We start from the raw sequence: 22,362 nt of genomic DNA on the forward strand, positions 1-22,362 counted from the left end.
ACCCTTAACCACCCCTAGGGGCGGGCGGGTTCGACGGCCCGGGTGTTCCGGGGGTCGTGTCCGTCGAACGAACGGCGTACATACGACAGGGAATCGAGCAGTTCCGCGGCGGTGACCGCGCGGGCCGGACGTACATCGGCGATGCCGTTCAGGGGCATCCTGCCGATGTCGGCCCAGGCCAGCCGGCCGTCCGCGGCGATATAACTCCGGCTGAATCCGGCGTTGTCCGGATGCAGACAGTAGGGCACGTCGAGGCGTCCCTCGGCGAACGCCGCCAGCAGGGCCGTACCGGGGTCGTCGTCCAGCTCCAGTACGGCGTTCACCAGGGCGGACGCCTCGGCGTAGGTCTGGGTGCCGGTGGCGTCCAGCGGGGTCCGCGGGGTGCGGGCGGCGATCTCGGCCGCGTATTCCAGGGCGGCGACGTTCTCGGCCACGGTGGGAATGCGACGGGATTCCGCGACGGTTTTCACGATGAGCCGTTCCGAGCCGCTTCCGACGGCGAGTTCGGCCGCTTTCCCGAGCAGCCGGTAGGCGCCCTGTTCCGTTTCCGGGTACAGCCCCATGTAGGCGTAGACGACGACATGCCATTCGGTGTCCGGCAGGTGGTGTGCGCACAAGCGGCGCAGCGCGGCCACCGCTTCGGCGTCCTGTTCCGGATGGGTCTGCTGGGCGTAACTGACGGAAATGCTGCGGATGCCGTGCCGGTGGAAGAACAGCGCCTCCAGCACGCTGACGGCGACGAGCAGGCTCGGCGGGCACAACTGGCCGAGGACGCAGCCCCCGAAGGTCTCCAGGTGCGGTTCGGCGCCCGACTCGCGGCGGGCGGCGAGCAGCCGGCAGGCGGTGGCCCAGTGGGCGACGGACGCGCGCAGCGGGACCCGGCCGTAGGGCAGGCAGTAGGAGACCGGGCCGCCCTCGGAGGCGTCGAGCCCCACGGCCGTCAGCGCCCGGAAGATGTCCTGGGGGGCGGCGGAGCCGTGCCGGACCTGGACCGGGAAGCCGGGGCCGTGGATCCCGTCGAGGACGGCCGCGGTGGTGGCCGCGTCGTGGCTCACGATCGGGTAGCCGTTGAGGGCCACGTCCTCCAGGACGGCCAGGCGTGCCGACTCCAGGTCGCCGACCCGGGTGTAGCTGTCCAGGGTGATCGTGCCGACGGTGGTCGCCCTGGCGTCCCGGGTGGCGAGCAGCCCGGCCCGCATCCGCCGCGGGCTGCTCATCCCCATCCGGGGCTGCACCACGAGACGGCCGGCGTCGTGAGCCCGGCGCACGAACGCGCCGAACCCGCCGCCGGTCACACCAGGGCCCGCTGCGGCAGCGCGCCGAGCATCCGCCGGAAGGCGGCGACGCCCTCGGCGCTGTCGTCGAACACCGCGTCGTACCCGGCGGCGCGCAGCGCGGCCACCTCCTCGGGGCCGCAGGGTCCGGCGATGCCGAGCTTGCCGCCGATGACGGCGGGCACCGCGGCGAGGGCGGGGTGTTCGCGCAGCCGGGTGACGGTCCGCATGCCGTCGTGGTAGCCGTGGCCGTTGACGCTGCTGACCACGATGAGCGCGGGGTGGTGCGCGAGGGCCTCGGCGATGAGCAGGTCCTCGGGGACGCAGGGGCCGAGGTTGACCACGCGGTGCCCGTGCTCCTCCAGGAGGAGCTGGAGGTAGACGAGGTTCCAGGTGTGGGAGTCGGAGATGCCGCCGGCCACCAGCACGGGCCGGTCGCCGGGGTCGGGGGCGTTCGGGAAGGGGCTCATCACAGGGCCTGTCCGTGGTCGTAGGTGCGGGTGTGCTCGATGCGGGAGACGGACACGAGGCCGTCGCCGCGTACGACGATCTCGGCGGGCGCGGGCCGGCCGAGGAACATCAGCAGGCTGGCCGTGGGGCCGTAGGCGCCGGCGTTGGGGACGGTGAGCAGGTCGCCCGGGGCGAGCGCGGGCAGCGGGACGCCCCGGCCGAGCAGGTCGCCCGGGGTGCACAGCGGTCCGGCCAGGCTCGCCGGGGTGCCGTCGGTGCCCACGGACTCGTGCGGTTCGACGGACACGGGCAGGATGCGGCCGAGCCCGGACATGCCGCCGAAGGTGTTGATGCCGGCGTCGAGGACGAGGTAGCGGTGGTCGCGGCTGTCCTTGACGTTGACGACGGAGGTGAGCAGGGTGCCGCTGTCGGCGACCAGGTAGCGGCCCGACTCGCAGGCGACCTGGGGAGCGCCGGCGCGCCAGCCGGGGAAGTGCTCGTCCAGGGTGCGGGCGAGGGCGTCGCGCAGTTCGCGGTAGACGGGGCGGGTGCCCTGCACGGCGTAGGGCGCGGCGAATCCGCCGCCGATGTCGAGGAAGCGGAAGGTGACGCCGAGGGCCTGCTGGAGGGCGGCGGCGGTGGCGACGGTGTGCCGGAACTCGGCGATCAGGCTGGCCTCGTCCTTGGCGTTGCTCAGCGGGAAGAAGTGCAGTCCGGCGACGCGGGTGCCGGGGACCGCGCGCAGTTCGGGGGCGAGGGCGGGCAGGGTCTCGCTGTCGAAGCCGAACTGCGAGGGCACGCCGGTCATGCGGATGCCGGTGGCCGCCGCGCCGGTGGCGTTGTTGACGCGGAGCAGGCAGTCGGCGGTGAGGCCGAGCCGCAGCGCGGTCTCGCCGACGCGGCGCAGGTCGCCGGGGGACTCGGTGGAGAACAGGCGGACGCCCCGGGTGAGCGCCTCGGCCAGCTCCTCGGTGGTCTTGCCGGGTCCGGTGTACAGGATCCGGTCGCCGGGGAAGCCGGCCCGCAAGGCGGCGTCGAGTTCACCGACGGAGCTGATCTCGGCGCGGCAGCCGCCGGCGCGCAGCTCGCGCAGCAGCTCGGGGTGCGGGTTGGCCTTGGCGGCGTAGAACACCTCGACCTCGTCGGGCAGCGCGGCGAACAGGTCGTCGCGGGCCGCCGCCACCCGGTCCAGGTCGTAGACGTAGGCCGGAGTGCCGAAGCGCCCGGCCAACCCGGCGACCGTGACGCGGTCGTCACACCCGGCCGGTTCGGCGGCGGACAGGCGGAGGTCGCGTTCGGCCTGCTCGGTGGTGGGCAGGCGGGGGCCTCGTTCGGCTGGCTCGGTCGTGGGCAGGCGGGGGTCGCGTTCGGCCGGTTCGGCGGGGGTCACGCGGTGGTTCCTTCCAGGAGGCGGGCGAGCGCCTTGCGGTCGTGCTTGCCGTGCGCGGTGAGCGGCAGTTCACCGACGACCCGGCTCACGGTGGGCACCTTGGCGGGCTCCAGCCGCAGCGACAGCTCCTTCAGCAGGGTGTGCGGGTCGATGTCGCCCTCGGCGAACACCGCGAGGGGCCGGTCCTCGGCGGGCGGCAGCACGGCGGCGGCGCGGACGCCGGGGACGTCGGTGGCGGCGGCCTCGATCTCGGTGGTGCTCATGCGGACGCCCTTGTGTTTGAACATGTCGTCGCGGCGGCCCTCGTAGTAGAGGAATCCGTCCTCGTCCACATGGCCGAAGTCGCCGGTGTGCAGCCGCAGTCCGCCGCCGGGGGCGGGCCGGAAGGCGCGGGCGGTCTGCTCCGGGGCCCGCCAGTAGCCGGGCATGACGTGCGGTCCCTCGACCACGATCTCGCCGGTCTGCCAGGGCGGCAGCGGCCGGCCCTCGTCGTCCACGGCGAAGGCGCGGGTGCCGGGCAGCGGGCGGCCGACCGAGTGGGGTTTGGCGTCCTGGAAGGCGGGCGGCAGCACGGAGACGCGTTTGCACTCGGTCTGCCCGAACTGGACGACCACCTCGGCGCCGGGGAACGCCGTGCGCAGGGCGTCGGCGGTGGACTTCGGCAGCGCGGCACCGGTGTTGGTGAACAGGCGCACCCGGGACTCGCGGGCCGGTTCGCGGGCGGCGAGGGCGCAGATCATGGTGGCCAGGGACGGCACGATCGGGACGACGGTGGCGCCGGTCTCCCGGATGCGGCGCAGCAGCACCAGGTCCGACTCGCCGTCGGCGAGGACGAGTTCGCTGCGGCCGGCGGCGGTGAGCAGCACCTTGTACAGGCCGTAGTCCCAGGAGATCGGGAAGCGGCAGAACACCACGTCGTCGGGGCGGTAGCCGAGTTCCAGGGCGATGGCCTCGGTGGCGAAGACCATCCGGCCGTGCGGGCAGATCACCGCCTTGGGTGCGGCGGTGGAGCCGGAGGTGTAGACGAGGACGGCGATGTCGTCGGCGTCGACCGGGACTTCGGCCGGGCGGACCTCGCGTGCGCGCAGCGCGGTGATCTCCCGCCAGGCGGGGCCGAGTCCGAGGACCGGCACCTCGCCGGCGAGGGCGCCGATCCGGTCCGCGGCCGGGTCGGCGACGACGATCAGCGAGGGCTCGGCGTTCTCCACGACCGCCCTGAGGTGGTAGTCCTTCATGCCGGTGTTGACGGGGACGAGGACCGCGCCCCGGCGCGCGGTGCCGTACAGCAGCGCGACGAGTTCCCGGGTGCTGGGCAGCTGCACCAGGACCCGGTCGCCGTGGCCGACGCCCCGGGCGCGCAGCCAGGCGTCGACGGCGTGGCTGTGGGCGGCCAGTTCCCGGTACGTCCAGCGGCCCGTGCCGTCGGCCACCGCCCAGGCGTCGGGGCGTTCGGCGGTGGCCTCGTCGAGCAGGTCGTGCACCCGGGCGTCGGTGCGGGCCGGCACTGTCGGTTGACCGTTCACTGCGACTCCTGCCGCCTTTCGTGTGTGCCTCCGGCGGTCTGCATGGCCGCGGCCCGGGAGGCGAGCTTCCTGCGGTCGGTCTTGCGGTTGGCGTTGAGCGGGAGGGCGTCCAGGTGGTGGTAGGCGCGCGGGACGACGGCGGCGGGCAGCAGCTCGCGCAGATGGCGGGCGAGCCGGGCGGGCGGCACGGGCGCGCCGGTGTGGAAGACGGCGAGTTCCACCGTGCCGTCCACGGGCACCGCCACGGTCACGGCGTCCTCGACGCCGGGGCAGGTGCGGGCGGCGGCGTCCACCTCGGCCAGTTCCACCCGGATGCCGCGCACCTGTACCTGAGCGTCCTTGCGGCCCAGGTAGTGCCAGGTGCCGTCGCCGGCGCGCCGGACCCGGTCGCCGGTGCGGTAGTAGCGCCGGCCGTCGCGCTCCAGGAACCGTCCGGCGTCGTCGGCCGGGTCGAGATAGCCGGGCGTCAGCTGGGGGCCGGCGACGCACAGTTCGCCCTCGTCGCCGGTGCTGGGCGCGCCGGCCGGGTCGAGCAGCAGGGTGTGGTGGCCGGGGTGGACGGCGCCGATGGGCACCATGCCGTTCGGGTGGCGGCCCGGTGTCCAGCGGTGCGCGGTGATGGTGATGGTCAGCTCGGTGGGGCCGTAGAGGTTCTCCAGCGCGGCGCCCGGCGCGGCGGCGGCCCAGTCCTCGGCGTCCTTGCAGCCGAGCGCCTCCCCCGCGAAGAAGCTCCAGCGCAGCGAGCCCAGCGCGCCCGGGGCGAGCCCGCCGGTGCGGCGCACCAGGGGGATCGCGCTGGGCGTGGAGAACCACACGGTCATGCCCTGTGCGGCCACGAACTCCGGCAGGCGCGCGTACGCCCGGGCGGGGACGGGGACGACGGCGGCTCCGGCGCCCCAGGCGCAGAACAGGTCGAACATCGCGCAGTCGAAGTTGAGGTCGAAGGTCTGCGAGAAGACGTCGTGCGGCCCGAAGTCGTAGCGCTGGTCCAGCAGTCGGAAGTAGTGGGCGGTGTTGGCGTGGGTGACCGGAACGCCCTTGGGCCGGCCGGTGGAGCCGGAGGTGAACAGCACATAGGCGATGTCACCGGGCCGGGTGGGCTGGGGCGCCTTCAGGGCGCTGTGCGGGTCCAGGGCGAGCGCCGGCATCGGCTGCCCGCCGGGTGCGAACAGCGTCGGCAGCCGCACCCCGTCCTCGTGCAGCGCGGTCAGGGCGGGCAGGGCGTCGTCGTCGGCGATCAGCGCTCCCACCCCGGCGGCCTCGATCATCCGCCGGGTGCGGGCGGCGGGGAAGGCCGGCTGGAGGGGGACGACGGTGACGCCGCTGTACAGGCCGGCCAGCAGGGTGGCGTACGCCGTGGGTCCCTTGCCGGCCAGCACCCCCACGGCGGGCGGCGGGCCGGGGAGCCCGGCGAGCAGCGAGCCGGCCCGGACGAGGGCCTGTTCGTGCAGTTCGCGGTAGGTGAGGTCGACGCCGTCGGCGCGCAGCGCGGGCCGGCCCGGGGCGAGGGCCAGGCCGCGCGCGAACCGGCCGGACAGCGTGCCGTCCAGGGTGGGGTCCACGGGGCCGCCCCGTCAGCCCGCGGTGCTCGGCAGCATGCCCCGCACGGTGTCCCACAGCACACCGGCGGTGCGGAAGGTGTCCATGGTGAGCGCGCTGTCGCGGAAGCGGACCTGGTAGTCCTCCTCCAGTGTGCCGAGGAGCTGGACGGTGCCGAGCGAGTCCAGGCCGAGGTCCTTCAGGTCGGACTCCGGCGTCAGCGCCTCCTGCGGCGGCAGGAACGGCAGGAAGGGACGGAGTATCTGTTCGAACCGGTCGTCCCACATGGGGGCCTCCAACGAGTCGGGCGGGGATCAGGCGGCGCGGCTACGGCGCCGGGGGGTCATCGCCAGCCGCGGCTGGGCCGCGACGACGTCGAACTGGCGGACGGTGCGGGGCACCCGGCCGAACAGGCTGTCGGGTCCGGCGACGCACAGCCGGCGGGCGCCGGCGTCCTTCAGGGCCGTGGTGACGCTCGGCCAGTCCATCGGGTGGTCGAAGCCGTCGAGGAGCATGGTGCGCAGTTCCTCGCCGGTGCGCAGCAGCCGGCCGTCCTGGTCGGCGACGACGGGGAGCGAGGGGTCGGCGAAGGTGTAGCGGGACACCACCTCGCGGGCGGCCTTCTCGCGCAACGGCTTGAACACCGAGGCGTGCATGGGGGGCCTCATGGTGTACAGGGGGAGGCTGCCGATGGCGCGCAGCCGCTCCTCCATCCAGCCCACCCGGTGTTCGGAGAGGGACACCATGAAGAAGCCGTCGTCGACGCGGCAGGAGATCTCGTGCCACTCCCCCGCCGCGTCCAGTTCGGCGAGGATCGCGTCGAGGCCGTCGTGCGGGGCACGGACGAAGGACAGGGTGACGACGTCCCGGTGCTCGGTGGCGAAGTACTCCTCCAGGCAGCGGGCGATCTCGGCGGTCAGGCGGACGGCGTCGGGCAGTTCCAGGGCGCCGGTGTAGGCGAGGGCCGCCTTCTCGCCGAAGCTGGGCCCGGTGACGATGCCGGGTGCCACGCCGAGGTGTTCCTCGGCCCAGTGGGCGCAGGCCAGGCAGTTGACGAGGAACGCGACCTGGGCGGCCTCCGAGTAGTCGCCCGGGGAGGTGCGGAAGGCGTCCACGAGGGAGTAGCCGAGGGCGTCGTCGGCGACGGCGACCAGGTCCCGGGCGATGGGATTCGCCACCATGAACCTGCCCACCTCGGCGAACGGGACGGGTCCCATGCCGGGGAAGACGAGAGCGGTGTCGGATGCCATGGCAGGGACCCCTTTCACAGGCACTTGGCTCACAGGCTCTTGAGGAAGTCGGTCAGCACCGCGCGGAACCGCTCGGGTTCCTCCAGGTGCGGAAGGTGGCTGGACTCCTCGAAGATCTCCCAGCGGGCCCCGGGGATCTCGTCGTGGTACGGCTGGACTACGGCCGGTGTGGCCTCGTCGTGGCGCCCGCTGATCAGCAGGGTCGGGGTGCGGACGCGGTGCAGGTCGCCGACGATCGACCAGTCCTTCAGGGAGCCGATGACATGGAACTCGTTGGGGCCGTTCATCGCGTAGTAGACGGTGGGGTCGTTGTAGATCTCCATGAAGGAGGACAGGAAGTCCCGGGGCCAGGGCGTCACCCGGCACACATGGCGGTCGTAGAAGACCCGCATCGCGGCGAGGTACTCCTCGCTGTCGTAGGTGCCGGCCGCCTCGTGCCGCCGCAGGGTGTCCTCCACCCCCGGCGGGAGTGCGGCGCGCAGCCGGGCCATCTCCTCAAGCCACAACGGGTAGGAGGCGGGAGCGTTGGCGACGACCAGTCCGCGCAGGCCGGGCGGGGCGGTCATGGCGTGCCGGGCGCACAGCGGGCCGCCCCAGCTCTGGCCGAACAGCACGTAGTCGTCGGCGATGCCCAACCGCTGTATGAGGTTGGCCAGTTCGGCCTCGAAGAGTTCGACGGTCCAGAACCCGGGTTCCTTGTGCGGGAGGTGGGTCGAGCCGCCGTTGCCGAGCTGGTCGTAGTGGACGACGGGCCAGCCGTCCTCGGCGAGCCGGGCGAGCGGCAGCAGGTAGTCGTGGGTGCTGCCGGGCCCGCCGTGCACGGCGACGACCGCCGGCCGTCCCGCGCCGAGCTCACCGGTCACCCGGTACCAGGTCCGGTACTCCCCGAAGGGGACGGTGCCCTTCGCGCTGGCTTCCGGGGACACGCTGATCACCTCTGCTCGCTGCGGGACGGGACGGCGGCCGGGCATGGACACCGACCGGGACCGGGAGAGCCGGGCCGCGGTGCCGTCACCGTCTCCACCGTGTTCCGCAGCCGACGCTAACGGCCCCCGCCCCACCACCAGACCCCTAACCGCCCCTAGACGGTGCGCGGGAGGACTGGGGGCGTACGGGTGGCGGGGCGACGGGGTGGTACGGCGGGCAGCGGGGTGGGGGTGGTTGACGGGGCGGACGACGGACGCCGAGATGCGCGGCAACTGACGGGACCGGACGACGGACGCCGAGATGCGCGGCAACTGACAGGGCCGGACGACGGACGCCGAGATGCGCGGCAACTGACAGGGCCGGACGACGGACGCCGAGATGCGCGGCAACTGACGGGGCCGGGCGACGGGCAGCGGGATGCGTGGCGGCTGGCGACGACATCGACTCGCTCACCCTCTCCCTGGTGGGAGGCGGGCACCTGCTGTTCCCGGTCCGCGACCCCGGCCCGCCGGCCGCGGCCGCCGTCCACAAGCTCGTGACCACGGTGCTCACCGGCGCCCTGCCACGGCGACGACGCCCGTCTGACGCGTAGTCAGTGCGGCGCGCCGGAGAGCCGCTGGTCCTTGCAGAGGTCGCCGACGGCGGTGTGCGTGGGCGGGAGCATCGGGGACGGGCCGCCTTCCCGTCCTTAGGGGCGGCTAGGGGTTGGGCCCCGCCGTCGTGGCTGCCTAGCGTGCGGGGGACGGCCGACAGCGCCGCACGGCGCCGAGCCCGGAGCATCCGTCGCCGGCGCGTCCCGCTCCCTTTCGTGCGAAGAGGACCTGATGACTGCACCTGCCGAACCGGCCGACCAGGCCGCGCCGCCGGACTTCCCGATGCGGCGGGCCTGTCCCTTCAGCCCGCCGGCCGCCTACGCCGAGCTGCGCGAGACCGCTCCCGTCTCCCGGGCCCGGCTGAAGGTCGACGGCAAGCCCGCCTGGCTGGTCACCCGGCACGACCTGTACAAGAAGCTGCTGGGCGACGAGCGGGTCAGCGCGAATTTGAAGCTGCCCGGTTACCCCCTCCAGGTGCCGGTGCCCCAGGAGATCCTCCAGTCGGTTCCGCTGACCTTCCTGTCCATGGACCCGCCGGACCACACCGTGCAACGGCGCATGCTGGCACCGGAGTTCAGCGTGCGGCGGATGCGCGAGCTGCGCGGCCGGGTGCAGCAGATCGTGGACCAGCAGATCGACCACATGCTGGAGAAGGGCGCGGACGGCCCGGTGGACCTGGTCACCGCCCTCGCCCTGCCGGTGCCCTCCCTGGTGATCTGCGAACTGCTCGGCGTGCCCTACGAGGACCACGGCCGGTTCGAGGAGTGGGCGTGGGCCATCATGAACCACGACATCGGCGAGGAGGACCGCGGCCGCGCCCACTACGAGCTGGACCAGTACGTGGACGGGCTGGTCACCGCCAAGGAGAGCGAGCCCGGCGACGACATGATCAGCCGGCTGATCGAGTTCAACCGGCAGACGCCCGCCGTGGAACACTCCGACATCGTCAGCATGTCCAAGCTGATGCTGGTCACCGGGCACGAGACGACCGCCAACATGATCGCGCTCGGGGTGCTGGCCCTGCTGGAGCACCCGGACCAGCTGGCCGCCGTCCGCGCGGAGCCGGAGCTGATGCCGCGCGCGGTGGAGGAGCTGCTGCGCTTCTTCTCCATCTCCGACGCGGGCACGGCGCGGGTCGCCCTGGAGGACATCGAGCTGGGCGGGGTCACCATCCGGGCCGGCGAGGGGATCCTGCCGCTGAACAACGCGGCCAACCACGACGCCCGCGTCTTCCCCGACCCCGACCGCCTGGACGTGCGCCGCGAGGCCCGCAGCCAGCTGGCGTTCGGCTACGGCGTCCACCAGTGCATCGGCCAGAACCTCGCCCGCATGGAGCTGGACGTCGTCTACTCGACGCTGCTCCGCCGGGTTCCGACGCTGCGCCTGGCCGCCCCGGTGGAGGAGCTGCGGTTCAAGGACGACGCGATCGTCTACGGCCTGTACGAGCTGCCCGTCACCTGGTGACGTTCCACCACCTCGCCCCCTCCTGTCGTCACCGATGTCCGAAAGGCAGCCATGACCCAGTCCGCCGACGCCGTACCCGGGACGGAAGCGCCGCCGGTGCAATTCCCCCTGCGGCGCACCTGTCCCTTCGCGGAGCCGCCCGAGTACGCCGGGCTGCGCGCCGACGCCCCCGTCTCCCGCGCCGCCCTGAAGGTGAACGGCAAGCCCGCCTGGCTGGTCACCCGGCACGAGCACGTCCGGCAGGTGCTGGGCGACAGCCGGGTGAGTTCCAACCTCAAACTGCCGGGCTATCCGCACCAGTTCCACATCCCCGAGGAGCTGCTGGCGCAGGTCCGGCTGATGATGCTGAACATGGACCCGCCGGAGCACACCGCCCACCGGCGCTTGCTGATACCGGAGTTCACGGCGCGGCGGGTGCGGGAGCTGCGTCCTCGGATCCAGCAGATCGTGGACGAGCGGGTGGACGCGATGCTGGCCGCGGGCGGCCCGGTGGACCTGGTCACCGCCCTCGCCCTGCCGGTGCCCTCCCTGGTGATCTGCGAACTGCTCGGCGTGCCCTACGAGGACCACGCGCGGTTCGAGGAGTGGTCGGCGGCGCTGATGAACCACGATCTGAGCCCGCAGGAGTACGGGGCGGCCGTGCAGGCCCTGGACGCCTACCTCGACCAGCTCGTCACCCGGAAGGAGAGCGAGCCGGGCGACGACCTCATCAGCCGCTTCCTGGAGAAGAACCGCACCGAGCGGATCGCCGACCACACCGACGTGGTGACGATGGCCCGGCTGATGCTGGTCGGCGGTCACGAGACCACCGCCAACATGATCGCCCTCGGGGTGCTGGCCCTGCTGGAACACCCGGATCAGATGGCCGAGTTGCGGGCCGACCCGGCCCTGCTGCCGAACGCCGTGGAGGAGTTGCTGCGTGTCTTCTCCATCTCCGACTCCGGCACCGCCCGGGTCGCGGTGGCGGACATCGAGGTCGGCGACGTCACCATCCGCGCCGGCGAGGGCATCCTCGCCCTGAACAACGCCGCCAACCACGACGAGTCGGTCTTCCCCGACCCGGGCACCCTCGACATCCACCGCGAGGAGGCCCGCGCCCATCTGGCCTTCGGGTACGGCGTCCACCAGTGCATCGGCGCCAACCTGGCCCGGGCGGAGCTGGAGGCGGTCTACGGCACCCTGCTGCGCCGCGTCCCCGGTCTGCGGCTGGCCGCCGAGCCCGGGGAGCTGCGGTTCAAGGACGACGCCATGGTCTACGGCGTCTACGAACTCCCCGTCACCTGGTGACGGCCGATCCGAACGGACTGCCCCTGATGCGTGTCTCCACCGAACGCGACCGGTGCGTGGGCTCCGGCCAGTGCGCGCTGCTGAGCCCCGAGGTGTTCGACCAGGACGCCGACGGCCTGGTCACCCTGCTGAGCGAGGAGCCGGCCGAGGAACTGCGCGAAGAGATCGTGCGGGCCGCGGACCTGTGCCCGTCCCGTTCGATCCGCGTGCACGGCTGACGTCCCCCGGCGGCGGGACCGGGCGGCCCGGTCCCGCCGCCGACGGCCTAGCGGGGGCCGGCCGGGCGGGGGCCCGCCAGCGCCTGGGCCTGTTCCAGGAAGCGGGGCAGCCACTGCTCGTAGGAGACCCCGTCGAGGAACTCCAGCGCCGCGCGTGCGTCCTCGCCGACCACGGTGTGCAGGGGGGTCGTGGGGTCGTCGGCCGCGGCGACGACCGCGCGGGCCGCCTCGGCGGAGTCGGCCGCGCCCTCCGCCACCCGGGCGAGGAACCGGTCCAGCCAGGCGTGGTCCGCCGCGTAGGGGCCGGGCCCGGCCGGCCGGCCGTCGGCGGCGCCGGCCCGGGACGCGCGCTGGATGGCGGTGGCGAAGCTGCCCGGTTCCAGGCACACCACCCGGACGCCGAACGGCTGGACCTCCGCGTACAGGGCTTCGCTGAGCGCGCCCAGGGCGGCCTTGCTCGCCGCGTAGAAACCGCCGTGCGGTACGGCGAAGGTGCGGGCGGCGAGCGAGGAGACGTTGACGATGACGCCGGAGCCCCGGGCGCGCATCCCGGGCAGCACGGCGCGGGCCAGCCGCAGCGGCCCCCAGAAGTTGGTCTCCAGCACGGAGCGGGCCTGCTCCAGCGGCATGGTCTCGGCCGGTCCGGTGCGGTCGACACCGGCGTTGTTCACCACGACGTCCAGGGGCCCGTACCGGTCCTGCACCGCGGTGACTGCGGCGGTGACGGAGGCGTCGTCGGTGACGTCCAGCCGGGGGACGTCCAGGGTGAGTTCCTCCGCGCGGGCGCGTGACAGCAGTTCCCCGGCGGTGGCGGGGTCGCGCACACAGGCGTGGACCCGGTCGCCGCGCCGGGCGAACGCCAGCGCCGTCTCCAGCCCGATGCCGCTGCCGCATCCGGTGACGAGGACCGACCTCATGCCCGTGCCGCCTGGTCCGCCAGGAGGCCCAGCACCTGCTTCTGATGGCTCGTCAGGTAGAAGTGGCCGCCCTGGAACACATGGCACTCGAACGGCCCGTCGGTGTGCCGGGACCAGGCGCGCGCCTCCTCCACGGTCACCTTGGGGTCGTCGTCACCGACCAGGGCGACGACGGGGCAGCGCAGCTTCGGTCCGGGCTCGTAGACGTAGGTTTCGGCGGCCCGGTAGTCGGCGCGGATGGCGGGCAGGGCCATGCGGATCAGTTCGATGTCGTCGAGGATGGACGGGTCCGTGCCGCTGAGCCGGCGCACCTCGTCGATGAGCCCGTCGTCGTCGCGCAGGTGGACGGTCTCGTCGCGCGGGCAGGAGGGGGCGCGGCGGGCGGAGACGAACAGCGCCCGCGGGACCACACCGTGGTCGCGTTCCAGCCGGCGGGCGATCTCGAAGCCGAGGGTGGCGCCCATGCTGTGGCCGAACAGGACCAGGGGGCGGTCGGTCCACGGCAGCAGCACGGGGGTGAGGCGGTCGGCCAGTTCCTGGATGCTCGTCGCACAGGGCTCCTGGCGGCGGTCCTGACGGCCGGGGTACTGCACGGCGAGCACGTCCACGGAGTCCGGCATGTTCGCCGAGACGGGGTGGTAGTAGGTCGCCGAGCCACCCGCGTGCGGCAGGCACACCAGCCTGGCCGCCGCGTCCGGGCGGGGATGGTAGCGGCGTATCCAGAGACGGTCCTGCTCGGCGAGCGTGGTCATGGGGCGGGTGTTCCCTTCCTGGGGTGGCTGCGCCGCGCGGGGCGCGGATGGGCCCCAGCAGTCTCACGTGCACCAGGGCCCTCCTGCCACCCCTATTCGCCCCATCTCACAGGTCCGGTTCAGGCGTTGAGGTAGGCGAGCACCGCGAGGACCCGGCGGTTGCTGTCGCCGGACGGCGGGAGCATCAGCTTGGTGAAGATGTTCGAGATGTGTTTCGCCGCCGCGCCCTCGGTGATGGTGAGCCGCTGGGCGATCGCGGTGTTGGAGCAGCCCTCGGCCATGAGTTCCAGCACCTCGCGTTCGCGGGCGGTGAGCGCGGCCAGCGGTTCGTCCCGGGAGTGGCTGGTCATCAACTGGGCGACGACGGCCGGGTCCATGGCCGTGCCGCCGGCCGCGACCCGGCGTACGGCGTCGATGAACTGCTCGTCGTCCAGGACGCTGTCCTTGAGCAGATAGCCGATGCCGCCGGTGCCGTCGGCCAGCAGTTCGCGGGCGTACATCTGCTCCACGTGCTGGGACAGGACGAGGATCGGCAGGCCGGGGCGTTCGCGCCGGGCCCGCAGGGCGGCCTGGAGGCCCTCGGTGGTGAAGGTGGGCGGCAGCCGTACGTCCACGATGGCCACGTCGGGCCGGTGGTCGGCGATCGCGGCGGCGAGGTCCGTGCCGTTGTCGACGGCGGCGGCGACCTCGAAGCCGTACGCCTCCAGTAATTGGATGATTCCCTGCCTCAGGAGGAAGAGGTCTTCGGCGAGGACAACGCGCACGGCAGCTCCAGCTTGATCACGGTCGGTCCGCCCGGAGGGCTGTTGATCTCCAGGACGCCGTCAAAGGATGCCAGCCGTCTGCGGATGCCCTCCAGACCGCTCCCGGCCGAGACGTCGGCGCCGCCGCGGCCGTCGTCGGTGACCCGGGCGTGCAGGGTGTCGTCCGCGCGCCAGGCGACGACCTCCACCCGCTGGGCGTCGGCGTGCTTGAGGGCGTTGGTGAGCAGTTCGGACACGGCGAAGTAGACGGCGGACTCGACCGGGTCGGGCAGCCGGCCGGGCAGATCCACCACCACGGTCACCTCCAGCGGGCTGGCCAGGCCCAGGGCGCGCAGGGCGTCGGCCAGGCCGCGCTCGGCGAGGACCGGCGGGTGGATGCCGTGGACCAGGTCGCGCAGTTCGCGCAGGGCCGCGACGGAGGAGCTGCGGGCCTGCCGCAGCAGCCGGCGGGCCTCCTCGGGGTCCTGGCCCAGCTTCCGGTCGACGGCGCCGAGTTGCAGGCCGAGGCTGACGAGCCGGGCCTGGGCGCCGTCGTGCAGGTCGCGTTCGATGCGGCGCAGTTCGGCGGCCTGGATGTCCAGCGCGCCGGACCGGGTCTCGGACAGGTGCCGCACGCGCGAGGCCAGTCGGGACCCGCGGGTCGGGCCGAGCAGGAAGCGGACGAAGTAGGCGTACCCCTTGAGCACCAGCGGGGTGAGCAGCAGCCAGCCGGTGAGCACGACGAGCGCGAGCAGGCCGGCGGCGAACGCGGCCGGCCAGCTGCCGACGGTGACGAAGGCGTACCAGCGGCCCGTTCCGCCGTCCGCGACCGGCCGCCACAGCCCGCAGGCCAGGAACAGCCCCTCCCCCGCGTAGTACAGGAGGGCGGCCGGCAGGAAACCGGTGAGCCCGACGACGGTGTTGAGCAGCAGCCACAGCAGGTCCCGCCAGGTCGCGGGGTCGGCGAGGATCCACTTGCAGCGGCGCGTCCAGCCGACGATGTCCCGCTCGATCTCCTGCGGTTCGGGCCGGTAGGGCCGCTCCACCGGGACGCCGGAGCGGGCGGCGGCGCGCCGGTTGAGGTCGCACAGCCACCGCACGGCCCGGGTGAGGTAGGGCAGCGCGAGAAAGCCGATGCCGATCAGGCAGAGGATGACGAAGTAGGTGGTGGTGACGAAGAGGACGACCGACAGCAGGGCTCCGGTGGCGGTGGCCACGCCGACCAGGGTGTCCAGGGCGGCGCCGCGGAGTCGGCCGCGCCACGCGACCGGCACAGTCTTCATGCGCTCATGTTCCCATCCCCGACCGCCTGTTGCGCCGGGGCCGCCCCCGCCCGCAGGGAGCGGGGACGGCCCGGCCGGGGCCTGGCTCACGCGGCCTTCACCGTGTCGACGGCGGGGCTGCGCATACCGCGCCAGGAGGGCAGCAGGGTGGCACCGAACACCAGCAGCAGGGACCCGCCGACGATGGTGAGGTAGATGCCGGGGGATCCGGAGGGCAGGTACGAGCCGCTCTTGACGAGGCTGTAGGGGACGATGGTCGTCGCGGAGGCGAGGGTGCCGAGGACGGTGGCGACCACGCCGATCAGTACGCCCTCCACGGCCAGCATGCCGATCACCTGGGCGCGGGTGGCGCCGGTGAGCCGCTGGAGGCCGAACTCCGCGCGCCGTTTGCGGGTGACGGACACCAGGGTGTTGACGACGGTGATGGCCGCGTATCCGACGATCATGGCGACGATGGTGTAGTTCGCGGACACCAGGATCTGCTGGATCTGGTTGTTCCGGCCGGCCAGGGAGGAGCTGTCGTCCAGTTCGGTGCCGGGCACCCGGGCGGCCAGCGCGGCCAGCCGGTCGTGGACCTCGCTGCCGGTGCCGGGCGCGGCGCGGACCAGGATCTGGTGCGGCAGCCGGTCGCCGGTGTGCGGGGCGAGGGTCGCCGCGGGCAGCGTCAGGTACTGCTGCTTGGGGTTGTCGGTGTAGAGGGCCACGACGGTGGGCCGCACGGCGGTGCCGTCACCGAGGTGCAGCGGCAGCCGGTCGCCGACCTTCACGCCGTACTCCCGGGCCTTCTTGTCGGACAGGGCCACGGTGTCGCCGCGCAGGCCGTCCAGGGACCCGGCGACCACGGGCAGGTCGAGGCTCTGGCGCACCCCTTCGGCGGAGACTCCGCGCAGGTCGGTGTCGGCCGGGCCGCCCGGCCGGTCCACGAAGCCCCGGCTGGTGACGAACTCGGAGGCCGCGGCCACCCCGGGCGTGGCCCGCACCTCGGCGACGACGCCGGGCGCGAATCCGCCCGTGGTGGAGTCGAGGACGTAGTCGGCGAGGATGTTGTCGTCGTAGGAGGTCCGCGAGACGTGGTCCTCGGTGGACTGCATGTACAGGGTGCCCGTGGCGATGCCGATGAGCAGGACGATCGGTGCGACGGCGCCCGCCATGCGGACGTGGGCGGTGGCGGCGTTGCGCAGCGCCAGCTGCCCGGAGAGCCCGGACAGGGCCCGTACCGGCCCTCGCAGCAGCGCCACCATGGCCTTGGTGAGGCCGGGCGCGAGCAGGGCGAGGCCGATGCAGAACAGCACGGAGGCGGGTCCGGCGGTGCTGGCGAGGGTGGGGCCGTCCTCCATCACGGTGGCGGTGGCGATGGCCAGGCCGATGCCGTTGGCGAGGAAGAACAGCGCGAGCAGCAGCCGGGGCAGGCTGAACCAGCGGGTGCCGGCGGTGGATTCGGCGAGGGCGGCGACCGGTTCGGTACGGGCGGCGCGCCGTCCGGCGAACCGGGTGGCACCGGCCGCGGCGAGCACGGTGACGGCCGCGCCGACGGCCATCGGCAGCGGGCCGGCGTGGTAGACGATGGCCGGTGCCACCACGCCGCTGGTGGTCAGCACCTTGAACAGCAGCCGTCCGATGGCGTATCCGGGCGCCAGGGCGAGCAGGACGGAGGCCACCGACAGCACGGCCGTCTCGGTGAGGATCATGCGGCGCAGCTGCTGCGGAGTGGAGCCGACGGCGCGCAGCAGGGCCATCTCGCGGGCGCGCTGCTGAAGGGAGAGGCCGAGGGTGGAGGCGACGCCGAACATGACGATCAGGACGACGGAGGAGCCGAAGACCGCCGCGAGGATGACGACGGTACGCCGGCTGGAGAGGGTGCCGGGCAGCTCGGCCAGGCCGCGGCGCTCGCCGGTGAGCACCTCGGCGCGGTCGCCGACCTCGGCGCGCACCGCGTCCGCGACGGCGGCGTTGCTCGTGCCGGGCGCGGGCAGCACGGCGACGGAGTCGATCCGGCCGCCCGCGAGGGTGCGGGCCCGGTCGTCCGTGAAGAACACGGCCGCGTCGGGGTTGTGGTCGCCGCGCTGTTCGGCGATGCCGCTGACCTGGAACCGGCGGACGGTGCCCTGGACGACGATGTCGACCGGGGAACCGGGGCGGACGCCGGCCCGCCGGGCGAGTGCGGCGTCGAGTACGGCCTCGCCGCCGGTGACGGGGGTTTTCCCGGCGGCGAGGGTATAGGGGGTGAGCCGGGCGCTCGCCCAGCCGTGGCCGTACGACGCGGACTCGCCGGTCACCGGCTTGCCGTCCTTGAGGACGGTGGCCGGGAACGACACGTCGGGCACGGCCGCGCGCACTCCGTCGACCCGGGCCACCTGGCCGGCCAGGCCGGCGTCGATGCGGTGCCGCTCGGTCAGCGCGCCGGCGTCGTAGCTCTGTTCACCGGTGACGACGACCGGGGCCTCGCGCAGGCGCTGGGGTGCGGCGGCCATGCGGACGCCGGTCTCCATCAGGCCGCCGCAGCCGATGACGATCGCGGCGCCGAGGAACATGGCGAGGAAGGTCGCGACAAAGCTCGTCCGGCGGAACTTCAGGGTGCGCAGTGCCAGGCGCCACATCAGTACCGTCCCCCCGAGTGCTGCGGCGCGCTCTGCCGGTGGGCGTCGTCCTCCCAGGCACCGAGCCTGGTCATCCGGGCGGCGACCGCGTCGGCCGTGGGCCGGTGCAGTTCGCCGGCGAAGGCGCCGTCGGCGAGGAAGACCACGCGGTCGGCGTAGGAGGCGGCGACCGGGTCGTGGGTGACCATGACCAGGGTCTGGCGGGCGGTGTCGACGGATTCGCGCAGCAGGCCGAGCACGGCGGCGGCGGTGCGGGTGTCCAGGGCGCCGGTGGGCTCGTCGGCGAAGACGACGGCGGGGCGGGTCACCAGGGCGCGGGCGATGGCGACGCGCTGCTGCTGGCCGCCGGACAGCTGGGCCGGCAGATGGCCGAGCCGCTCGGCCAGGCCGACGCGCTGGACGACGGTGCGGATCAGGGCCTTGTCGGGCCGCTGTCCGGCCAGTTGCAGCGGCAGCGTGATGTTCTGCATCACCGTCAGCGCGGGCAGCAGGTTGAAGGACTGGAAGATGAAGCCGATCCGGTCGCGGCGCAGCTTGGTCAGCCGGGTGTCGTCCAGCCCGGCGAGGTCGGTGCCGCCGACGGTGACCGTGCCGGAGCTGGGCTGGACCAGTCCCGCGGCGCAGTGCAGGAAGGTGGACTTGCCGGATCCGGAGGGACCCATGACGGCGGTGAAGGTGCCGTCGGCGAAGCTCATGGTGAGCCCGCGGAGCGCGGCCACCCGGCCGTCGCCCCGGCCATAGGTCTTCGACACGGCGTCCAGCCGTACCGCCTCCGTCCGGCGGAGGTCGTGTGAAGTGTGCACTCGGGCTCCCTGGGGGATGACGCGCCTCTCACGCGATGTCTGGGGACCAGATTAGGAACGGCGCCGCCGCGGCACATTGGCATTGTCCGCCCGGTTCGAGGTAGAGGTTTCTCTACCTCCGCGGTCCAGGTTTCGTCAGGATTCCGGCGACATGTGTACGACGGTGTCTCCATCTTTGTGCAGAGGTGACGGCATTTCTGTGCGGAGGTGTCACCACCCCGACCGCATATCTGGCTCCCCCGGGAAAGGGCCGATTGCCACCCGTGTCCCGGGGCGTGACTGCGGGTACCGTCGAAACCGACCGGATAAATCCACGATAGATGGGATGCCCCATGGCCAGGAGGCCTGATCACGAGCTGACCGCGAGCGTCCGGCCCGATGGTTATCTGGAGCTGTTCTCCCGGCGCACCGGGAAGGTCCACCGGTGCGGTCCGCGTGGCACGACGATGTGGCTGGCGCTCCAGCGCAGCGACTGGCAGCCGGAATCGGCGGCGGAAGAAATCGCCGCACGATTAGGTGTCGACCCGGACAGTATCCGATGTGATATCGAGGCGTGGGTGGCGCATTTCCGCGAGGCCGCCGAATAAGGGAGATATGCGGGCGCGGGCGGCCTTTCGGCCGCCCGCCCGGTCGGTCCACGTCCGCTATCCGCCGCCTTTTCGGCGGCGCCGGCTCAGCGCGGACCGGCGGGCCCGGCGGTCAGCCATGCCTCGACCGCCCGGGCGGTGGCCCCGGCGTGGTCCTCCAGCATCGTGAAGTGGGTGCCGGGCACCTCGGCCGGCCGGTGCTCGGCGGGCCAGACCGCCCGCCAGTCGCCGGTGCCGGGTCCGGTGGCGAAGGACTCGGTGGGCCGCACGAACAGCACCGGCGCCGTCAGGACGCCCGGCAGGCAGTCCTGGATGAGGTCGCTGTAGCGGCTCATCGCGGCGAGGCGGGCGGTGCCGAAGCCGCCGAGGGCGGACTCGCGGGCCAGCATGCCGTCGAACATCTGCCGCCACAGCTCGTCCTTGCCGTCGTCCCCGGGCAGATAGGTGTCCAGCAGCACCACGCCCGCGGCCGGCCGGCCGGCCTTCTCCATGATCTCGGCCGCCGCGTGGGCGAACTGGCCCCCGGAGGAGTAGCCGACGAGCACGTACGGCCGCTCGTCCGGGCAGGCCCGGCGGATGCCCTCGACGACCGTCTCCAGCACCGCGTCCACCGAGCGCGGCAGTGGTTCGCCGGGACCGAAGCCGGGCATGGCGGGCACCAGGAGGTCGCGGCGGCCCTCGAAGTGCCGGGCGAGGCGGGCGTACTGGTGTGCGCCGCCCAGGGCCATCGGCGAGGGCAGGCAGACCAGCCGGGGGGCGGCGGGGCCGGTGGCCAGCCGCACCGGGTCGGTGACATCGGCCGGGTCGGCCAGGCGGGAGAAGCCGGGGAGGATCTCGGCGACGGTGCGCAGCAGGTCGATGGCCCGGCCCATGCGTCCGTCGGCCGCCGCGCGCCGCACCAGAGCGCCGACCGATTCGAGATCGTCGGTGCCGTCGGGGGCCGCCGGGCCGCCGGCCAGGTGGGCCCGCAGGGCGGTGGCCAGGGCGGCCGGGGTGCGGTGGTCGAAGACGGCACCGGCGGGCAGGGGGGTGCCCAGGGCGGTGCCGAGGGCGGCGCGGAGTTCGGCGGCGGTGACGGAGTCCAGGCCGATCTCCAGGAAGACGGCGTCGGGCTCGACGGCCTCCGGGCCGGGGTGCCCGAGGACGGCGGCGGTCTGGGCCCGGACCAGGTCCGTCAGCAGGGCCTCCTGCGCGGCCGGCCCGGCACCGGCCAGCCGGTGCCGCAGCGTCCCGGTGTCCTCGGGAGCGCCGGCCCGGGCGGGCGGCACGGGCTCGGCCGGGGCGCCGACGGTGAGGGGCACGTCGGCGTTCAGCCAGTAGCGTGCGTGCCGGAAGGCGTAGGTGGGCAGTTCGGCGCGGGCCGTGCCGGGGAACAGGGCGGCCCAGTCGGGGGCGAGGCCGTCGGTGAACAGGCGGGCCAGGCCGGACGCCAGGGCGGCGGGTTCACCGCCGTGGCGGCGGCCGAGCGCGACGAGGACGGCGCCGTCGGCCTCCGGGCAGGCGCGGGCGAGGCCGGTGAGGTGGGCGTCGGGGCCGAGTTCCACGAAGCGGCCGGCCCCGGCGGCGGCGAGGGCGGTGACGGCGTCGGCGAACCGGACGGTCTCCCGCGCGTGCCGTACCCAGTAGCCGGGGTCGCGCAGTTCCGCCTCCCCGGCGGGACGGCCGGTGAGGGTGGACACCAGCGGGATGCGCGCCGGGTGGAAGGCCAGCTTCTCGGCCACCGCCCGGAACTCGTCGAGCATGCCGTCCATCAGAGGCGAGTGGAAGGCGTGCGAGACGGTGAGCCGCCTGGCCTTGGCGAAGCCCCCGGCGGCGGCGAGCACCGCCTCCTCCTCGCCCGAGAGGACCACCGAGTCGGGGCCGTTGACCGCGGCGAGGGCGACCCGGTCGTCCAGCAGCGGCCGCACTTCCTGCTCGGTGGCGCGTACGGCGACCATCGCCCCGCCCTCCGGCAGCGCCTGCATCAGCCGGCCGCGGGCGGCGACCAGGGCGCAGGCGTCGTCCAGGTCGAGGACGCCCGCGACATGGGCGGCGGCGATCTCTCCGACGGAGTGCCCGGCGAGCAGGTCGGGCCGTACGCCGAAGGACTCCAGCAGCCGGAACAGGGCGACCTCGAACGCGAACAGCGCGGGCTGCGCGTACCCGGTGCGGTGGACGGCGTCCGGGTCGTCGCCGGCGAGCACTCCGGTCAGGTCCAGGCCGAGCCGGGCCTCGATCGCGTCGAAGGCGTCGGCGAACACCGGGTAGTGGGCGCGCAGTTCCAGGCCCATGCCGGGGCGCTGGGCGCCCTGCCCGGTGAACAGGAACGCGGTACGGATGCCGAAGCGCGCCCGGCCGGTGACGGCGGTGGGTGCGGGCGTCCCGGTGGCGAGGGCGCGCAGCCCGGCCAGCAGTTCCTCCCGGTCGGTGCCGGTGACGGCCGCCCGGTGGTCGAAGGCGGTGCGCCGGGTGCCGAGGGCGCGGGCGACGGCCGCCGGGTGCGTTCCGGGCCGGTCGGCGAGGAAGGCGTGCAGCCGGTCGGCCTGGGCGGCCAGGGCCGGTGCGGAGCGGGCGGACAGCGGCCACACGACGGCGGGGGCGTCCGGTTCACCGTCGGCCGGTTCACCGTCGGCCGGGTCCTCGGCGGGGGCCTCCTCGATGATGGCGTGGGCGTTGGTGCCGCTGATCCCGAAGGAGGACACCCCGGCCCGCCGCGGCCGATCCGTGGCCGGCCACTGTCGTTCCTCGGTCAGCAGCCGTACGTTCCCCGCATCCCAGTCGACCTT

The 22,362-nt window shown here is 73.7% G+C and carries 19 protein-coding genes and 1 pseudogene; 5 read left to right on the plus strand and 15 right to left on the minus strand.

The genetic code is table 11. The features are described from left to right. Positions 1–14 precede the first annotated feature (14 nt). The 8 genes from ABD350_RS31875 to ABD350_RS31910 all read right to left on the minus strand — a co-directional run bounded on the left by ABD350_RS31875 (position 15) and on the right by ABD350_RS31910 (position 8,352). Positions 15–1,295 carry a methylaspartate mutase gene (locus tag ABD350_RS31875; protein ID WP_344352411.1) on the minus strand — a complete coding sequence of 427 codons (1,281 nt, stop codon included), beginning with the start codon at positions 1,293–1,295 and terminating at the stop codon, positions 15–17. After that, a complete protein-coding gene (locus ABD350_RS31880) occupies positions 1,292–1,744 on the minus strand; it encodes a cobalamin B12-binding domain-containing protein (protein ID WP_344352412.1) in 453 nt (150 codons plus the stop codon). The genes ABD350_RS31875 and ABD350_RS31880 overlap by 4 nt, the downstream gene beginning before the upstream one ends. Further along, a complete protein-coding gene (locus tag ABD350_RS31885; protein WP_344352429.1) occupies positions 1,744–2,955 on the minus strand; it encodes a type III PLP-dependent enzyme domain-containing protein in 1,212 nt (403 codons plus the stop codon). Before ABD350_RS31885 ends, ABD350_RS31880 begins: the two co-directional genes overlap by 1 nt. A 155-nt stretch (positions 2,956–3,110) precedes the next feature. Next, the gene (locus ABD350_RS31890) at positions 3,111–4,637 is read right to left on the minus strand and encodes a class I adenylate-forming enzyme family protein (RefSeq protein WP_344352413.1); all 1,527 of its coding nucleotides are present in this window, start codon (positions 4,635–4,637) and stop codon (positions 3,111–3,113) included. Then, on the minus strand, positions 4,634–6,199 hold the full coding sequence (locus ABD350_RS31895; RefSeq protein ID WP_344352414.1) for an AMP-binding protein: 1,566 nt from the start codon (positions 6,197–6,199) through the stop codon (positions 4,634–4,636). The genes ABD350_RS31890 and ABD350_RS31895 overlap by 4 nt, the downstream gene beginning before the upstream one ends. A gap of 12 nt (positions 6,200–6,211) precedes the next feature. Beyond that, positions 6,212–6,463: a phosphopantetheine-binding protein gene (locus tag ABD350_RS31900; protein WP_344352415.1), complete on the minus strand. Its 252-nt coding sequence runs from the start codon at positions 6,461–6,463 to the stop codon at positions 6,212–6,214. 27 nt (positions 6,464–6,490) lie between these two features. After that, positions 6,491–7,426 (minus strand): ACP S-malonyltransferase, encoded by a 936-nt coding sequence (locus tag ABD350_RS31905; RefSeq protein WP_344352416.1) that lies wholly within the window; start codon positions 7,424–7,426, stop codon positions 6,491–6,493. 29 nt (positions 7,427–7,455) lie between these two features. Beyond that, positions 7,456–8,352 carry a proline iminopeptidase-family hydrolase gene (locus ABD350_RS31910; RefSeq protein ID WP_344352417.1) on the minus strand — a complete coding sequence of 299 codons (897 nt, stop codon included), beginning with the start codon at positions 8,350–8,352 and terminating at the stop codon, positions 7,456–7,458. Between the two features lie 407 nt (positions 8,353–8,759). Between ABD350_RS31910 and ABD350_RS31915 the strand changes: the two are divergent. The 4 genes and pseudogenes from ABD350_RS31915 to ABD350_RS31930 form a co-directional block, all read left to right on the plus strand. Further along, positions 8,760–8,945: pseudogene (locus ABD350_RS31915) on the plus strand (TetR/AcrR family transcriptional regulator); the annotation flags it as partial. 232 nt (positions 8,946–9,177) lie between these two features. Next, positions 9,178–10,410: a cytochrome P450 gene (locus ABD350_RS31920; RefSeq protein ID WP_344352418.1), complete on the plus strand. Its 1,233-nt coding sequence runs from the start codon at positions 9,178–9,180 to the stop codon at positions 10,408–10,410. A 51-nt stretch (positions 10,411–10,461) separates the two neighbouring features. Beyond that, positions 10,462–11,697 carry a cytochrome P450 gene (locus ABD350_RS31925; RefSeq protein WP_344352419.1) on the plus strand — a complete coding sequence of 412 codons (1,236 nt, stop codon included), beginning with the start codon at positions 10,462–10,464 and terminating at the stop codon, positions 11,695–11,697. A gap of 26 nt (positions 11,698–11,723) precedes the next feature. Next, positions 11,724–11,915, plus strand: a complete 192-nt coding sequence (locus tag ABD350_RS31930) for a ferredoxin (protein WP_344352420.1) — start codon at positions 11,724–11,726, stop codon at positions 11,913–11,915. A 47-nt stretch (positions 11,916–11,962) separates the two neighbouring features. Here ABD350_RS31930 and ABD350_RS31935 read toward each other — a convergent pair whose 3' ends face one another. The 6 genes from ABD350_RS31935 to ABD350_RS31960 all read right to left on the minus strand — a co-directional run bounded on the left by ABD350_RS31935 (position 11,963) and on the right by ABD350_RS31960 (position 19,010). Further along, entirely contained in the window at positions 11,963–12,832 is an 870-nt protein-coding gene (locus ABD350_RS31935; RefSeq protein ID WP_344352421.1) for an SDR family oxidoreductase, read from the minus strand. Then, on the minus strand, positions 12,829–13,584 hold the full coding sequence (locus ABD350_RS31940; protein ID WP_344352422.1) for a thioesterase II family protein: 756 nt from the start codon (positions 13,582–13,584) through the stop codon (positions 12,829–12,831). The genes ABD350_RS31935 and ABD350_RS31940 overlap by 4 nt, the downstream gene beginning before the upstream one ends. Positions 13,585–13,703: 119 nt before the next feature. After that, the gene (locus ABD350_RS31945; protein ID WP_344352423.1) at positions 13,704–14,348 is read right to left on the minus strand and encodes a response regulator; all 645 of its coding nucleotides are present in this window, start codon (positions 14,346–14,348) and stop codon (positions 13,704–13,706) included. After that, complete coding sequence (locus tag ABD350_RS31950; RefSeq protein WP_344352424.1) at positions 14,312–15,610, minus strand: sensor histidine kinase; 1,299 nt, start codon at positions 15,608–15,610, stop codon at positions 14,312–14,314. Before ABD350_RS31950 ends, ABD350_RS31945 begins: the two co-directional genes overlap by 37 nt. Before the next feature lie 86 nt (positions 15,611–15,696). Then, positions 15,697–18,207, minus strand: coding sequence for an FtsX-like permease family protein (locus ABD350_RS31955; protein WP_344352425.1), 2,511 nt, complete (start codon positions 18,205–18,207; stop codon positions 15,697–15,699). Further along, positions 18,207–19,010 carry an ABC transporter ATP-binding protein gene (locus tag ABD350_RS31960; protein ID WP_344352426.1) on the minus strand — a complete coding sequence of 268 codons (804 nt, stop codon included), beginning with the start codon at positions 19,008–19,010 and terminating at the stop codon, positions 18,207–18,209. Before ABD350_RS31960 ends, ABD350_RS31955 begins: the two co-directional genes overlap by 1 nt. 332 nt (positions 19,011–19,342) lie before the next feature. On the opposite strand from ABD350_RS31960, the gene ABD350_RS31965 reads away from it, so the two are divergent. Further along, on the plus strand, positions 19,343–19,597 hold the full coding sequence (locus tag ABD350_RS31965; protein WP_344352427.1) for a PqqD family peptide modification chaperone: 255 nt from the start codon (positions 19,343–19,345) through the stop codon (positions 19,595–19,597). 86 nt (positions 19,598–19,683) lie between these two features. On the opposite strand, the gene ABD350_RS31970 is transcribed toward ABD350_RS31965, so the two are convergent. Further along, a partial coding sequence (locus ABD350_RS31970; protein ID WP_344352428.1) for an alpha/beta fold hydrolase occupies positions 19,684–22,362 on the minus strand: 2,679 nt, incomplete at its 5' end.

This window comes from Streptomyces nogalater (assembly GCF_039532885.1).
Taxonomy (GTDB): domain Bacteria; phylum Actinomycetota; class Actinomycetes; order Streptomycetales; family Streptomycetaceae; genus Streptomyces; species Streptomyces nogalater.

Excerpts from the sequence above, each read along its gene's own strand:
- ABD350_RS31880 (WP_344352412.1), bottom strand. The coding sequence starts at position 1,744 with ATGAGCCCCTTCCCGAACGCCCCCGACCCCGGCGACCGGCCCGTGCTG.
- ABD350_RS31900 (WP_344352415.1), bottom strand. The coding sequence starts at position 6,463 with ATGTGGGACGACCGGTTCGAACAGATACTCCGTCCCTTCCTGCCGTTC.
- ABD350_RS31905 (WP_344352416.1), bottom strand. The coding sequence starts at position 7,426 with ATGGCATCCGACACCGCTCTCGTCTTCCCCGGCATGGGACCCGTCCCG.
- ABD350_RS31920 (WP_344352418.1), top strand. The coding sequence starts at position 9,178 with ATGACTGCACCTGCCGAACCGGCCGACCAGGCCGCGCCGCCGGACTTC.
- ABD350_RS31925 (WP_344352419.1), top strand. The coding sequence starts at position 10,462 with ATGACCCAGTCCGCCGACGCCGTACCCGGGACGGAAGCGCCGCCGGTG.
- ABD350_RS31930 (WP_344352420.1), top strand. The coding sequence starts at position 11,724 with ATGCGTGTCTCCACCGAACGCGACCGGTGCGTGGGCTCCGGCCAGTGC.
- ABD350_RS31935 (WP_344352421.1), bottom strand. The coding sequence starts at position 12,832 with ATGAGGTCGGTCCTCGTCACCGGATGCGGCAGCGGCATCGGGCTGGAG.
- ABD350_RS31940 (WP_344352422.1), bottom strand. The coding sequence starts at position 13,584 with ATGACCACGCTCGCCGAGCAGGACCGTCTCTGGATACGCCGCTACCAT.
- ABD350_RS31950 (WP_344352424.1), bottom strand. The coding sequence starts at position 15,610 with ATGAAGACTGTGCCGGTCGCGTGGCGCGGCCGACTCCGCGGCGCCGCC.
- ABD350_RS31955 (WP_344352425.1), bottom strand. The coding sequence starts at position 18,207 with ATGTGGCGCCTGGCACTGCGCACCCTGAAGTTCCGCCGGACGAGCTTT.
- ABD350_RS31965 (WP_344352427.1), top strand. The coding sequence starts at position 19,343 with ATGGCCAGGAGGCCTGATCACGAGCTGACCGCGAGCGTCCGGCCCGAT.